The sequence below is a fragment of the Betaproteobacteria bacterium genome (genome assembly GCA_016720925.1).
Taxonomy (GTDB): domain Bacteria; phylum Pseudomonadota; class Gammaproteobacteria; order Burkholderiales; family Usitatibacteraceae; genus UKL13-2.
Genome location: JADKJR010000010.1, coordinates 32,310 through 45,165, shown reverse-complemented (window position 1 = coordinate 45,165; position 12,856 = coordinate 32,310). Strand labels below are relative to the sequence as shown.

General features: G+C 57.2%; 10 protein-coding genes and 1 pseudogene. 10 read left to right on the top strand and 1 reads right to left on the bottom strand.

Annotated elements, in window-relative coordinates; translation table 11 throughout:
* The first annotated feature begins 114 nt into the window (after window positions 1-114).
* The 6 genes and pseudogenes from hflX to IPP88_15045 all read left to right on the top strand — a co-directional run bounded on the left by hflX (window position 115) and on the right by IPP88_15045 (window position 6,427).
* Window positions 115-1,418 (top strand): annotated as a pseudogene (gene hflX, locus IPP88_15070) (GTPase HflX).
* Window positions 1,419-1,545: 127 nt separating this feature from the next.
* Complete coding sequence (gene hflK / locus IPP88_15065) at window positions 1,546-2,742, top strand: FtsH protease activity modulator HflK (protein ID MBL0123982.1); 1,197 nt, start codon at window positions 1,546-1,548, stop codon at window positions 2,740-2,742.
* A gap of 15 nt (window positions 2,743-2,757) precedes the next feature.
* Entirely contained in the window at window positions 2,758-3,636 is an 879-nt protein-coding gene (hflC, locus tag IPP88_15060; protein MBL0123981.1) for a protease modulator HflC, read from the top strand.
* Between the two features lie 130 nt (window positions 3,637-3,766).
* Window positions 3,767-3,952, top strand: coding sequence for a DUF2065 domain-containing protein (locus IPP88_15055; GenBank protein MBL0123980.1), 186 nt, complete (start codon window positions 3,767-3,769; stop codon window positions 3,950-3,952).
* Window positions 3,953-5,107 carry an ATP phosphoribosyltransferase regulatory subunit gene (locus tag IPP88_15050; GenBank protein ID MBL0123979.1) on the top strand — a complete coding sequence of 385 codons (1,155 nt, stop codon included), beginning with the start codon at window positions 3,953-3,955 and terminating at the stop codon, window positions 5,105-5,107.
* 27 nt (window positions 5,108-5,134) lie between these two features.
* Window positions 5,135-6,427 carry an adenylosuccinate synthase gene (locus IPP88_15045; GenBank protein ID MBL0123978.1) on the top strand — a complete coding sequence of 431 codons (1,293 nt, stop codon included), beginning with the start codon at window positions 5,135-5,137 and terminating at the stop codon, window positions 6,425-6,427.
* Between the two features lie 102 nt (window positions 6,428-6,529).
* Here IPP88_15045 and IPP88_15040 read toward each other — a convergent pair whose 3' ends face one another.
* Window positions 6,530-8,830 carry a TonB-dependent receptor gene (locus IPP88_15040; GenBank protein ID MBL0123977.1) on the bottom strand — a complete coding sequence of 767 codons (2,301 nt, stop codon included), beginning with the start codon at window positions 8,828-8,830 and terminating at the stop codon, window positions 6,530-6,532.
* A gap of 259 nt (window positions 8,831-9,089) precedes the next feature.
* Here IPP88_15040 and IPP88_15035 point away from each other — a divergent pair, with 259 nt between their 5' ends.
* The 4 genes from IPP88_15035 (at window position 9,090) to IPP88_15020 (ending at window position 12,770) form a co-directional block, all read left to right on the top strand.
* A complete protein-coding gene (locus tag IPP88_15035) occupies window positions 9,090-10,778 on the top strand; it encodes a c-type cytochrome (GenBank protein MBL0123976.1) in 1,689 nt (562 codons plus the stop codon).
* A 95-nt stretch (window positions 10,779-10,873) separates the two neighbouring features.
* Window positions 10,874-11,461 carry a NapC/NirT family cytochrome c gene (locus IPP88_15030; protein MBL0123975.1) on the top strand — a complete coding sequence of 196 codons (588 nt, stop codon included), beginning with the start codon at window positions 10,874-10,876 and terminating at the stop codon, window positions 11,459-11,461.
* Window positions 11,462-11,517: 56 nt separating this feature from the next.
* Window positions 11,518-12,411, top strand: coding sequence for a hypothetical protein (locus IPP88_15025; GenBank protein MBL0123974.1), 894 nt, complete (start codon window positions 11,518-11,520; stop codon window positions 12,409-12,411).
* Between the two features lie 26 nt (window positions 12,412-12,437).
* On the top strand, window positions 12,438-12,770 hold the full coding sequence (locus tag IPP88_15020) for a cupredoxin domain-containing protein (GenBank protein ID MBL0123973.1): 333 nt from the start codon (window positions 12,438-12,440) through the stop codon (window positions 12,768-12,770).
* Window positions 12,771-12,856: the final 86 nt, after the last annotated feature.

The window sequence follows — 12,856 nt, the reverse complement described above, 5'->3', positions numbered from 1 at the left end:
GGTCCGCGCATTGCCGGCTTGGCTTGTGAAATCACGGCAAATCCCCATTTGAGAGGTAAGCGATCAGATTCCGCCGGACATTTCCGTCGGCGGTGATTACGCGACCGATCATTCATGAAACCACAACATACCTCGAATCAACCTCTGCGCAGTCAGGCGATCGTGGTCGGCATGGATATCGACGATCCGTTATTCGAGGAACGTATGGCCGAAGCGATCGAACTCGTCACCAGCGCTGGCGCGGGCGTCGCGCAGACCATAACGGGCAAACGTGCGCGACCTGACGCCTCAACTTTCGCCGGCAGGGGCAAAGTCGAAGAAATCGCCGCAGCCGTTGTCGCGCATGATGCCAATCTGGTCGTGTTCAATCACCAGCTTTCGCCGATCCAGATTCGCAATATCGAAAAATCGTGGGCGTGCGGGTGATCGACCGCACCGATCTCATTCTCGACATCTTCGGCCAGCGTGCGCGCAGCGCCGAGGGTAAATTGCAGGTGGAGTTGGCGCAGATGCAGCACCTGATGACGCGTCTGGTAAAGGGCTGGACCCACCTGGAGCGGCAGCGCGGCGGTATCAGTGTGCGCGGTGGCCCTGGCGAGACCCAGCTTGAGCTTGACCGCCGCCTCGTCGGCGAGCGCATCAAGCGGCTGAAGGAAAAACTCAAGAAACTCGAACGCCAGCGCAATACGCAGCGTTCCAGCCGCCGTCGGGCGGGCGTATTCAACGTGGGCATCGTCGGTTATACCAATACCGGCAAATCCACTTTGTTCAATCGCATGACCCGTTCAGGCACGTACGTGGCGGATAAACTGTTTGCCACACTCGATACGACCACGCGCAAGCTCTACATTGAGCCGGGTATTCATGTGACGATGTCCGATACCGTCGGCTTCATTCGTGACCTGCCGCATGGGCTGGTGGCGGCTTTTCACGCCACGCTGACCGAGGCCATGGAAGCAGATCTCTTGTTGCATGTGGTCGATGCCGCAAGTTCAATGCGCGAACAACAGATTGCGGATGTCAATCTGGTACTGGCAGAAATCGGCGCGACAACCATCCCGCAGGTCATCGTTTACAACAAGATTGACATGCTTGAAGGCTTGCCGGTCGCGGCGACCCTGCGCAATGAAGATGGTAAAATCGCTGAGTTACGAGTTAGCGCGCTGGTGGGTATTGGCATCGATTTGGTGCGCGAGGCGATCAAGGAACATGCGATTGAGTCCGGCTTCTCTGCGTCGACTCAACAGGTCAACGAGCCCGTCAAAACTTTTGCCTCGGACGGGGCGGCAATAAACGAAGCACAAGAGAGTTCGATGTTCTCTCCTGCCAATCGGCATCGGGCGCCGGAAAGCGGGCTGGAATCACCGAAGAACCGAGATACTGATATCACCCGGAGTGAATTGAATGCGGTCAATTGATCGAAATGTATTGCTTGTATGGCTAGCGCGCCCTTTGGCGATTGCGGCGTTTCCCTACTACTTGGTGAAATATGGATTCAATCATCAGGCTGGCCAAAACGCAGGCATATCATCCGGCGTGTCAGAAATGGCCGAGGATCCTCAATGGGGCAAGCGCGGCAACAAAAACGACGGGCCGCCTGATCTCGAGGAAATTGTCAGGAAGTTCAAGCAGACGCTCGGCAACATATTTGGCCAGAAAGGCAGCGGCAATTCAGGCAACGTTCCAGGCGGTAATTCCGGCGGATCCGGTGGGCCCTCGGCGGCGATGATGGGTAGCAGTTTTGCGCTGGCGGCAGGATTGGCCATCTCGGTTTGGTTGGCGAGCGGCTTTTATATTGTTGAGCAGGGCAGCAAGGGCATTGAACTTCGGTTGGGCAGATATACCCAGACAACTGAGGCTGGGCCGCGCTGGCACTGGCCCTATCCGTTTGAAACCGCGGAAGTCGTGAATGTGCTGCAAGTACGCGCGATCGAGGTCGGTCATCGCAACAACCAGAAGACCAAGGTACGCGAAGAGGCGTTGATGCTGACCGAGGATCAGAACATCGTCGATGTGCAATTCGCGGTGCAATATACCCTCAAGTCTCCCGAGGAGTTCCTGTTCAATAACCGCAGCCCGGACGAAGCGGTGCGTCAGGTCGCCGAAACCGCGATGCGCGAAATCGTCGGCAAAAGCAAGATGGATTTCGTGCTCTATGAGGGGCGTGGGGATATCGCCGCGCGCGCCAAAGTACTGATGCAGAGGATTCTCGATCGGTACAAGACCGGCATCCTGATCTCGATCGTAAATTTGCAGAATGCGCAGCCACCCGACCAGGTGCAGGCAAGTTTCGACGACGCGCTTCGCGCCAAGCAGGATCGCGAGCGGCTCAAGAATGAAGGTGAAGCCTATGCAAACGATATTCTTCCCAAGGCAAAAGGCGCGGCCGCACGATTGATGGAAGAAGCCAATGGCCACAAGCAGCGGGTCATGGCGAATGCGCAGGGCGATGCGTCGCGGTTTACGCAGGTGTTGGCGGAATACGAGAAAGCACCTGGTGTGACCCGCGAGCGCCTTTATCTCGACATGATGCAACAAGTATTGCAGAGCACCAGCAAGGTTGTCGTGGACCAGAAGGGTGGAAATAGCCTGCTCTATCTGCCGCTCGACAAACTGATTCAGGCAACAGCCGCGCAAACGGCGGTCACGTCCGCTCCAGTGGACAGTTCCCCGCGTGCGGCAACCGTCGTTGAGCCCGCAGTCCCGCCGGTTGAAGCCCGTCGCGATCTGCGCAACCGCTAAACAGGGATATAAACCATGAAAAAGAACCTCCCTGCGATCATTGTCGTCAGCCTGCTTATCCTGCTCACACTGGTCTTCGCGGCCTACACGGTGGATCAACGTCAGGCAGCCATCCGTTTTCGCCTGGGTGAAGTCGTTGCGATCCAGACCGAACCGGGGCTGTATTTCAAAATTCCGCTGATCGAGAATATTCGCTTTTACGACACGCGTATCCAGACAATGGATACCAAGGACGCAGAACGTATCCAGACCAAGGAAAAAAATAACGTGCTGGTGGATTCATTCGTCAAGTATCGAATCATTGACGTCAAGCAGTTTTTTGTTTCAACGCGCGGGGATCAGACTGCCGCGGAAGTCCGTCTTGCGCAGTCGGTCAACAACGATTTGCGTGATGAATTCAGTCAGCGAACGCTGACCGAGGTTATTTCGGGTGAACGCGACAAAATCATGGAGAACCTGCGCGCCAAGACCGATCGTGATGCGCGAAGCATCGGCATTGAAGTGCTCGACGTCAGATTGAAGCGGGTCGATCTCGTGCCGGAAATCAGCGCGGACATCTATCGCCGGATGGACTCCGAGCGTAAACGTGCCGCCAACGAACTGCGCTCCACCGGTTCAGGGGAGGCCGAGAAAATCCGTGCCGATGCGGAGCGGCAGCGTGAAATCACCTTGGCGGAAGCCTATCGCGATGCGCAAAAGATCAAAGGAGAGGGTGATGCCGGTGCGGCGCGCATATACGCGCAGGCGTTCACCAGGAATCCGGAGTTCTATTCCTTTTATCGGAGCATGGAAGCCTACCGAAACAGCTTTCGCAACAAGAGCGACGTGATGGTGTTGGAACCCAGTTCGGACTTCTTCAAATACCTCAAGAATCCAAACAAAGGCGGGAAATAGTCGGAACCGGGCGGGGCACACAGAGAAATCCGGCAATCCCCGCTGACTTGCGTATAATTCGTCAACGGCGCGTCCCAAATTTGGGCGCGCCGTTTTTTGTTGCCATTTTTCTCTTACCGGGCGCCCGATCTTGACCGACATTCTGCTGGCAGGGTTTGCATTAATGCTGATTTTCGAAGGTCTGCTCCCATTGTTTGCGCCGCAGGCCTGGCGGGAAACATTTCGGCGCATCATCGAATTTAGCGACGGTCAGTTGCGCTTCATTGGTCTGGCTTCAATCGGCGTTGGAATTGTGCTTTTTCTACTGGTTAACTAATTGAGAACCTGGACGCTTCCCGAACACATCGAAGACCTGCTGCCGGCTGACGCCAAGAAGCTGGAACGGTTGCGCCGCATCGCCCTCGATCGCTTCGAGCGTTGTGGCTATGAGCTCGTTATGCCACCGTTGCTTGAGTATCTGGAGTCGCTGCTGTCGGGTACCGGGCATGATATGGATCTGGCGACTTTCAAGCTTGTCGATCAGCTGACAGGCCGCACCATGGGCGTGCGCGCCGACACGACGCCGCAAGTGGCGCGCATGGATGCGCATCTGCTGAACCGGCAAGGTGTCACGCGGCTCTGTTATGCGGGTAGCGTGTTGCACACCTTGCCTGCCGGCTTGGGCAAGAGCCGCCAGCCTTTTCAGGTTGGTGCCGAGATCTACGGTCACGCAGGAATCGAAGCGGATATCGAGATCCAGCAACTTATGGTTGATGTATTGCGCGAACTTGGCGTGGCCGGCGTGCAACTGGATATTGGTCACCCGGCAATCTTTCGTGCCTTGATCGAATCCGCCAATGTGACGCCGGAAGTGGCCGATCAGGCGTTTATGGCGACCGAAGCGAAAGACCTGCCGGCATTGCAGGCGCTGGCGCCCAATTTCGGTGTCGCAGCGAAGGCACTAATGGTACTGCCAAATTTGTATGGTGATGCAAGCGTGTTCAAAAAAGCCGCGACCATGCTGCCAAATGATGCGCGCATCGCGGGGTCCCTTGCGCAACTGGCGCAAATTCACGCGCATTTCTCAGCCCAAGGGATTGACGTGAGCATCGATCTGGGTGAACTGGGCGGATTCAATTACGAAAGTGGCATCACGGTTTCCGCGTATGCGACCGGCGCTTCGGATGCGGTCGCCCGCGGCGGGCGTTACGACGAGGTGGGCAAGGCATTTGGTCGCGCTCGCCCGGCCACGGGATTCAGCATGGATCTGAAGGTTCTTCTGCCGTTGACGGCTGATCTCCCCGTGCGCGCCGGTATTCTCGGCCCTGTTGATGCTGATTCGGCGGCGCTTCTCGAAATCGAGCGACTGCGCAATCTTGGCGAAATCGTCGTGGCGCGTCTGCCGGGACATGATGCGCACGCCGGTGAGCTCGGCTGCGACCGCGAACTCAAACATATCGATGGCCGGTGGGCCGTCGAATCACGAAAATAACTCTCCAGAAATCTCGAAGGAAACATCATGGCAAAAAATGTCGTCGTCATCGGCACCCAGTGGGGCGATGAAGGCAAGGGCAAGATCGTCGATTGGCTCACCAATGAAGTTGCCGGCGTGGTGCGTTTTCAAGGGGGGCACAACGCTGGTCACACGCTGGTCGTCAATGGCAAGAAGACCATCCTGCGCCTGATTCCGTCAGGCATATTGCATCCCCACGTCACCTGCTATATCGGCAATGGCGTGGTGTTGTCGCCGACCGCACTGCTGCAGGAGATCGACGAATTGACCGCTGCCGGACTCGATGTATTGGGACGCATGCGAATCTCGCCGGCCTGCCCGTTGATCCTTCCATACCACGTCGCGATCGATCAGGCGCGCGAAGTCAAGATGGGCAATATGAAAATTGGTACTACCGGGCGCGGTATCGGCCCGGCGTACGAAGATAAAGTTGCGCGTCGCGCGATCCGATTGCATGACCTGCTGTTCCCGGAACGCTTCCGCGAAAAACTGGTGGAAGTGCTCGATTTTCACAACTTCGTGCTCACAAAATATCTTGGCGCCGAAGCAATCGCCGTCGATGCGGTTTATGAGCCAACACTGGCGATGGCGGAACGTTTGAAGCCGATGATTGGCGACGTGTCGGCGGAGCTGCACAAGCTCATGAATGACGGCAAGCAATTGCTGTTCGAAGGCGCGCAGGCGGCGATGCTCGATGTCGATCACGGCACTTATCCGTACGTCACTTCCAGCAACTGTCTGGCGGGACAAGCCTCCGCCGGTGCCGGTGTCGGCCCGCAGGTGCTGAATTATGTGCTGGGTATTACCAAGGCCTATGCGACGCGCGTCGGTTCGGGGCCCTTCCCGACGGAACTCGAGGATGAAATCGGCGAACAATTGCGCAAGCGCGGCAATGAATTCGGTTCGGTCACCGGCCGCCCGCGACGCTGCGGTTGGTTCGATGCGGCGGCATTGAAACGCGCCGCGCAGATCAACGGCCTTTCCGGCCTCTGTGTGACCAAGCTCGACGTGCTCGACGGCCTGAAGACATTACGAATCTGCACCGGCTATCGGGTCAACGGCGCCGTCACGGATGTATTGCCCTATGGGGCCGATAACATTGAACGTTGCGAGCCAGTTTTTGAAGACCATCCGGGATGGAGCGAGAGCACCTACGGGGTGAAAACATGGGACGGGCTGCCGAAATCCGCGCAGGTCTACCTGAAGCGCATTGAAGAGTTGGTGGGTACGTCCATTGCGCTGGTTTCGACAGGCCCGGATCGGGAAGAGACGATCGTATTGCGGCATCCGTTTCGGTGATCGCTTGAATAGCAAACACTAGCACTGGCAAGGCTTTCATGGCATAAAGTGCCGGAACGCCGCGCCAGTGCTCGTGTTTGGTTACCTATCCCACAATAGCACTTAGAACTTCACCACCACTTCCGCCAGCGCCGTCGTTCCCGGCTGCTTGGAGAAATCGAAGTACTGCCGGTTCAGCAGATTGTCGACGGAGAGCGCAACGGTCACTTGCGGGCTCCAGCGGTAGGCGACCTTGGCATTCACCACCGTGTGCCGGTCGTAGGAGCCGAATACGCCCTGTGCTGTATTCGCGTTGATGTCATCGCCGGAACCGTAGATCGGGCCGACATGCGAGCCGATCAGCGATCCCGACCAGGCGTTGTGCGTGACTTCCACGCCGGCATTGAACATCACACCGGGCACATCAGTCAGCTTCTTGCCCACGCTCGCGGGAATAGCGGAATTCTCTGTCACCTCGTAGCGGGTCAGTTGCGTGGCGTTGGCGAACAGCGTGAGCGCCTTGTCGAATAACGGCTGGCGAATCGACAATTCCACACCTTCGACGCGGGCGCGCCCGGCGTTGGTGGATTGCGTCAGCGTGGTGGATTTCCGGCTGCGGTAAATGAGATCGGAAAGTGTTTGCGTGAACGCCGCGGCGCTCAGCGTCGCATGGTTCGGCAATTGCGCTTCAAGGCCAAGTTCATAGGCGCGAATGCGTTCGGCCTTCAGATCCGGCGAAGGTTCATTGACGCTGAAAACCCCCGCGACGGTGGTCGGAGAGACGGTGCGCGAATACAGATCCAGCAGTGTCGGAGGACGAAAGCCGCCGCCGTAGCTCGCGCGCAGCGTCAGCGTCTTGTTGACCGCATATACCACTGCCAGTTTCGGGCTGAATTGCTGTTCGCTGCGTCGCGAATAATTCGACACAAAGGCAGGAGCGGTCGTTTGGCTCACTACTCCCGACGTGCTGAATCGGTCAAAGCGCACGCCGGCGTGCAGTGTCAGCGTATCGATGGGAGCGTATTCGGCCTGACCGAACCATGCGGCCGTTTCGCTGGCGCCGAGGCCGCGCCCGGTTTGCGTTGTCCGCGAGTCAAAGTCACGCCAATTCGATGCTGTAAGGTTGCCGCGATCGAGGTGCTGCCGGTTGTAGGCCAATCCCGTGGTCAGCCAGAGCGAATCGCGCGCCATCCAGCGCACATGAAAATCGGCATCCGTGCGCCAGTTGGGTTGATCCGTCCAGTCGCCCGCGCCGCTGTCATAGCGCGCGCCCGCGCCAGGTTGTGCAAAACGAAAGCCGTGATTCATGTGGCCGACGTTGGCCACCAGCTTGGCTCCGCTGACGAGCCTTTTTTCCCAATGCGCAAAGCCGCGCCAGTCACGCTCCTGCGAGGGCGTGAGCGTGTAGAAATCAGTTTCGGCGAGTGTGACGCGCGCGAGCCCTGGCAATCCCGGCGCAACGCTGCCGGTTGTTACGGGCTGTCCGGCAGCGTTGTTGAGAAATGATTCGGGCGGCTGGTAGCCAACGCGATAGCCCGCGAAGGCGAGCCCCCCGGTAAAGACACCAGCTTCGCCGCCGTCGTGCATCATTTTCAGCTCGGCATTGCGCTGATCCCATGGCCGATTGCCTTTCACGCCGACCCACGCGGCTAGTCGATTGTCGGTGGTCGTCGTTGGCCGTGCGCCAGTGACCGGAATACCGCCGGTTCCGGCGCTGATGGTCTTGACGACGTAGTCGCTATCGTGCCATCCGCCGCTTTCGCGATAGCCGAGCGCCAGTGACCAGCTGAAGCCATTGTCCAGGCGATCACGAAACACAATTGAGCCGGCGGATGAGGACACGTCGCCGAATCCGCCTTCGATCTTTCCCTGAAATTCTCGTTGAATCGGTGTTTTCGTCAGGATATTGATCACGCCGCCCATTGCATTGCCACCATAGAGTGCGGAATACGGGCCGCGAACGATTTCCACCCGCCGCACGTTATCCAGCATGACGGATGAGAGATTGATGCCACCGGAAAGGGCATTGTTGATGGGCTGCCCGTCTATCATCACGAGTGCGCGGGTCGTACGAGGTACGCCGCGTATCGAAATACTCGCCTGGCCGGAAGAGGGAAATTGCGCGCTGCGGGTGTTGCTGCGGACGTAAAGGCCGGGCACTTCGCCGAGCACGTCGCCAATCCGTGCCGCGCGCCGCTGCTCGATCTGCGCCTCGTCGATGATAGTGACGCTGGCTGGCGCGTCGGAGACCGCGATGCCTTCGCGCGTCGCAGTGACCACGACGGGCAAGACAGCTTGCGAATCGAGCAATTCACCCGGTGTCAGGGCAAAAGAAGAGGTAGCGGTTGTCAGCAAGGCGAGGGCACCTGCCAAGCGGCGCGTACGCGTGGCATATAGGGGTTTACGGCGTTTGGGATAATTCAAGAACGACTCCAATTGAATACGGCCTGTGCGGCGATTGGCCCAGTCTATCGAGGCAGAAAGTGCAATCCTTAACCTGCCTTAAGGATTGCTGCACCGCAATGAAGGATGCTCTCACTGTTTGAGATTGGATGAAAAGCAATGGTTGGCGGGCGTGAAGCATACCAGCCTCAACGCGGTGAGCGCAGAGGTACGCTGTTGTAGTCATGGGGCGTCAACACGGGCCTAACACGGGATCACTCAAGACCAAAAGGAGAGAAGTATGAAACGGAAGTTAATGGGAATTTTTGCAGTATCTGCGATGGCCGCTGCGATGGGGAGTGCCTTCGCGCAAGATGCCGCACCTGCTGTCGCGCCGACGATGACCGCGGGTGAAAAAGAGACGGCCAAGAAAATTTACTTTGAACGCTGCGCGGGTTGCCATGGCGTACTGCGAAAAGGCGCCACCGGCAAGAATCTCGAGCCGCACTGGACCAAGGCCGGCAAGGATGGCGCAAAGACCGAAGGCGGCACGCTCAAGCTCGGCCAGTCGCGCATCGAAAAAATCATTGGCTACGGTACTGACGGCGGCATGGTGAATTTCGACGACATCCTGACAAAGGAAGAGATCGCCCTGATGGCCAAGTACATCCAGAACACACCGGATGTACCGCCCGAGTACAGCTTCAAGGATACGATGGACTCGTGGAAAGTGCTGGTGGCGGTCAAGGATCGTCCGACCAAGCAGATGAACAAATACAATCTGAAGAACATGTTCTCCGTCACACTGCGCGATACCGGCGAAGTTGCCCTGATCGATGGCGATACCAAGGAAATCCGCAGCATCGTCAAGACTGGTTACGCGGTGCATATTTCGCGCCTGTCGAAGTCAGGCCGTTATGTGTACGTGATCGGTCGCGACGGTCGCCTGTCGCTGATCGACCTGTGGATGGAAAAGCCCTCCGTGGTGGCGGAACTGAAGATCGGTTTCGACGCCCGCTCGGTGGATACCTCCAAGTTCAAGGGCTTTGAAGACAAATACGCCATCGCCGGTTCCTACTGGCCGCCACAGTACGTGATCATGGACGGTGACACGTTGAAGCCACTCAAAGTGGTCTCGACACGCGGCATGACCGTGGATGGCGAGTATCATCCCGAGCCGCGGGTCGCCTCGATTGTCGCGTCCGAGATCAAGCCGGAATGGGTGGTGAACATCAAAGAGACCGGCCAGATCCTGCTGGTGGATTACTCTGACATCAAAAACCTGAAGACCACCACGATCCCCTCAGCCAAGTTCCTGCATGATGGCGGGTTTGACGCGTCCAAGCGTTACTTCCTGGTGGCGGCGAACGCGTCCAACAAGGTGGCCGCGGTTGATCTCAAGACCGGCACGCTGGCGGCCCTGATCGACACCGCCAAAATTCCGCACCCCGGCCGTGGCGCGAACTTCGTACATCCGAAGTTCGGTCCCGTTTGGGCGACCGGACACTTGGGCGCCGATGTCGTGACCTTGATCAGCACGCCGTCTGACGAGGCGAAGAACGCCAAGTACAAGGAGTTCAACTGGAAAGTTGTCCAGGAAATGAAGCACGTTCCGGGAAACCTGTTCGTCAAGACGCATCCCAAGTCCAAGCACTTCTGGGCCGACGCACCGCAAAATCCCGACAAGGAAATCGCCGAATCCGTGGCGGTATGGGACATGGCTGACCTGTCGAAGCCGAAGAAGATCATCAATGTCGCCAAAGACTCCGGCCTGCCGGTAACCAAGGCAACGCGTCGCGCCGTTCATCCTGAGTACAGTGCGGACGGTGGCGAGGTGTGGATCTCGTTGTGGGGCGGCAAAACTGACCAGTCGGCGATCGTCGTGTATGACGACAAGACCTTGGCGCTGAAAAAAGTGATTACCGATCCGAAGATGATCACCCCAACGGGCAAGTTCAACGTCTACAATACGCAGCACGATATTTATTGATTTGGCGAATCAATGCGCGATAACGATAAAGGGGCGAAAGCCCCTTTATCAAAATAGCCCAAAAAGTAACATTAGATAAACTAGGGGTAGGGTTCATGACAGACAGTAAGTTATTCCGGTTCTTGGCGGCGATCCGGCGGCCCAGTGCCAAGTATTCGTTGTTCACCCTCGTGGTCGTAGGTTTCTTAGGTGGCGTTCTCTTCTGGGGTGGCTTCCACACCGCGCTGGAAGCGACCAACACCGAAACATTCTGCATCGGCTGCCACGAGATGCGTGACAACGTTTATGTGGAATACAAGAAGACTATCCACTACCAGAACCGAACCGGCGTGCGTGCCACCTGTCCGGATTGTCATGTCCCCAAGGAATGGGGCCCGAAGATGATTCGCAAGATTCAGGCCAGTGGAGAAGTCTGGGGTAAAATCACCGGCAGTATTGACACAAAAGAGAAGTTCGCGGCCAAGCGTCTGAAATTGGCCGAGAGCGAATGGGCGCGGATGAAGGCCAACGATTCGCGCGAATGCCGCAACTGCCACAGCTTTGATAGCATGGATATCGAAAAGCAGAAGGTACGCGGCGCGAAGTTGCACAAAATTGGGCGGGAGGAAAAGAAGACCTGCATCGATTGCCACAAGGGTATTGCCCACACGAAACCCCCGGGCATGAAGGAAGAAGACGATTAGTCGTCGAATTGACTGGTGTCCCCAGCATTGAGTCCAATTTCTGAGAGGAGTATTAGATGAAGTTTTCCATATTACCCAGCACCGTTGCCGGCATATTGCTTGCGATTGGCTCCCACACCGCGATTGCCGCACCTGACTGGAGCAAGGTGCCTAAACGTGATATCCAGGTTTTTCATACCGGCATTACGTCAATTGAATGGATGACCAAGAAGTCCTCTCACAGTGGTTCGGCTGGCATGCGCAAGGGCGAAAGCTGTGCGGGTTGTCACGAAGAAAAAGGCGCACTGAACGTTAATTTGAAACGGCTGGCGGACAAGGAACTGGAGCCAGTTGGCGCACCGAAGACCATGAATTTTCCGGTCAGCGTTCAGGCGGCCTATGACAAGGAGCACGTTTATATCCGCCTGAGCTTCAAGCCGCCCGCGGATGCCGCGGCTGGCGCAACACGCGAAGACAAAGACCCCAAGCATGAGGTCAAGGCCGCGATCATGTTCATCGCCGGCAAGGTGCCGGATGGCGACAAAGTCGGCTGCTGGGCGACCTGCCATAGCGATGTGCGTTCGATGCCGGGCGCCAATCCGGACAAGAAGAAATATGTCACTGGCGCGAATCTGGGTGGTGACATCTACACCGACTATATCCAGTGGAAAAGCGGCGTCGGCGGCAAGGGTTCGTTGCATCTTGATGGCCACGTCGCGGAAGCGCGCGTAAACAAGGATGGCAAGGCGCTCGAAAAAGCCGAAGGCGAAAATAAGGGCGGCATGTACACCGTTACATTCAAGCGCAAATTGGTGGGTGGCGCTGGCGACCTGACGCTGGCCGAGGGCAAGACCGTGCCATTCGGCATCGCGATCCACACCGACAAAACCGTATTTCGTTTCCATCACGTTTCCCTTAACTACAATCTGGGCATCGGTGCTGATGGAGACATCAAAGCAACCAAAATGTAGAAATTTTCCCGGTTTGGCAAGAGTGCATTTTGCTTGACTGGTCGCGGCAATCGAAACGAGTGCTGGCATTGCTGGCACTCGTTTCTTTTTCTGCCTCCGCACAAAAGGTGGTGGAAGTTGCGATCCGGGATTATCGTTTTTCCCCGCAGGAGGTTCGCGTCAAGGCGGGTGACACGGTGAAATGGACCAACCGCGAGAAGCGCACCAGCCATTCCGTGCTCTTTCCAGCCGAAGCGGGGCTCGAATCAGAGCGGCTATTTCCCGACGAGAGTTGGCAGCGCACCTTCAAACTACCTGGCACTTACCGGTATCGCTGTGGGCCACACGAGGAAATGACGGGTACTGTTATTGTCGAGTAGACACGTCTTCTATCCTGCCCGCCGCAAAATTGGCCAACTGCCTTTTTTGAAGCCGCTGTGGCGAGAAAGGTCCGCCTCATGGCCAT